Annotated in this window: 1 protein-coding gene and 1 pseudogene; both read right to left on the bottom strand. The window is 49.8% G+C overall.

The genetic code is table 11. The features are described 5' to 3' along the window. Positions 1-772: pseudogene (locus R8O70_RS25235) on the bottom strand (exopolygalacturonate lyase); the annotation flags it as partial. 15 nt (positions 773-787) lie between these two features. After that, positions 788-1,419, bottom strand: a 632-nt coding sequence (locus tag R8O70_RS25230) for an oligogalacturonate-specific porin KdgM family protein (RefSeq protein WP_318184464.1), incomplete at its 5' end; no start/stop codon positions are given.

Below are 1,419 nucleotides of genomic sequence, written 5' to 3'. Positions count from 1 at the left end.
AATCGACATTGCTCACCGTCATTTTTGCATTGCGTGACGCAAAGAAGCCGACGTATTGCGAGTCTGAGTTTTGCATTTCAACGATATTGGCATTCGCGCCTTTTACCGCTTGCTCAACAAATTTTTCGCCATTACGGTAGCTGACTTTGAAACCATCATTGGTGCGTGTCAGCGTCATGCGGTAGGTTTCAGCCGTGCCGTAAGGCACCCCTTCCACATAATCGACACGGCTTAAACGGTTACCCGGCGTTCCCCAAGGTTGATAAACGCCTTCACGAAACGATGCGTTGATGTTGGTCATGCCATCGTTCGTGCGAGTGTGAGAACGCATTAGGTTCATCACCATGTTCGATGCAGACGGAAACTCTTTATGGCCCTCAGGTTGCGGCACTAAACGCTCGGCACCTAGAATGTCGCGCACCATCAAACCTGCGCCTTCTTGGCGGTTTGGTGTCGCGCCTGTTTCCGGGCCAAGCTGTTCAAGCACCACATCGGCACTGAGGGTAAAGTTCACATCAGTTGGTAGCTCGGTGTAGTAAAAGGAGAGTCCTTCATGCGAGTTGGCTAACTTGCCAGCAGCGACAGCCTCACCATTGACCGTCACTTGGTTCACGCCGACTTTTTCCGGCAAAATGGTTGAGCCAAAGTTCATGTCGGTCGATTGACCAAAAGTGATCGCTTTCCAAGTCAGGTCTTCGACCTTAATCTCAGCAGCGTGTGCGGCTGGGGCCAATATGGCCGCCAGACACAAGGCTAAAGTGTGTTTTTTCATGGTCACTTTTCCTTGTTAGAAGTTGTATTTCAAACCGACACGGAAACGAGGAACATATTCATCTTTAAACTCTGAGCCGTCACCCTTGTGCGTGATAGCCGCGATAGCGAAGAATGGAATCACGCCACTTTCTAACTTGGTGTATTCGCCTTTAAAGTCGATCAGCTGATCATGACCTTTGTCTTTCCAGCCACCTTCACCACCATGAATATCTTTGTACTCCGCTTCTACGCCAAGCTTGCCCCATTCAAACTTACGGTTTGCGTAAAGGTTGAGCTGGTTGTAACGCGAGTCGTCCGTGTTTTTGTACCCATGACGAATACGCGCAGCGACATCCCACTCGTCATTGATTTTGTACGCGCCCGTCAAGTTGTACTTGAACACTGACGCACCCGATGGGCTGGCATCAATGTTAATGCCCGGCGTTAGAGAGAAATTGTCGGTCGCTTTCCAACGGTAGCTCACGCCAGTTTCATGGCCGGCATTGCCCATGTGACCATCTTTGTAGTTCCATTTTGCTTCCACGCTAAAACCGATTTGGTTGTCGAAACGGTGAGAAACGTAAATACGATCTCGATGTTCGTCACCATCACGATCAGGCACATATTCATGACGAATATCCACCGATGCGGCAGCCGCTAAACCAG

The organism is Vibrio sp. 779(2023) (genome assembly GCF_033344285.1).
Lineage (GTDB): Bacteria > Pseudomonadota > Gammaproteobacteria > Enterobacterales > Vibrionaceae > Vibrio > Vibrio alginolyticus.
The sequence above is the reverse complement of the archived record's forward strand: the minus strand, read 5'-3'. Positions and strand labels throughout refer to the sequence as shown.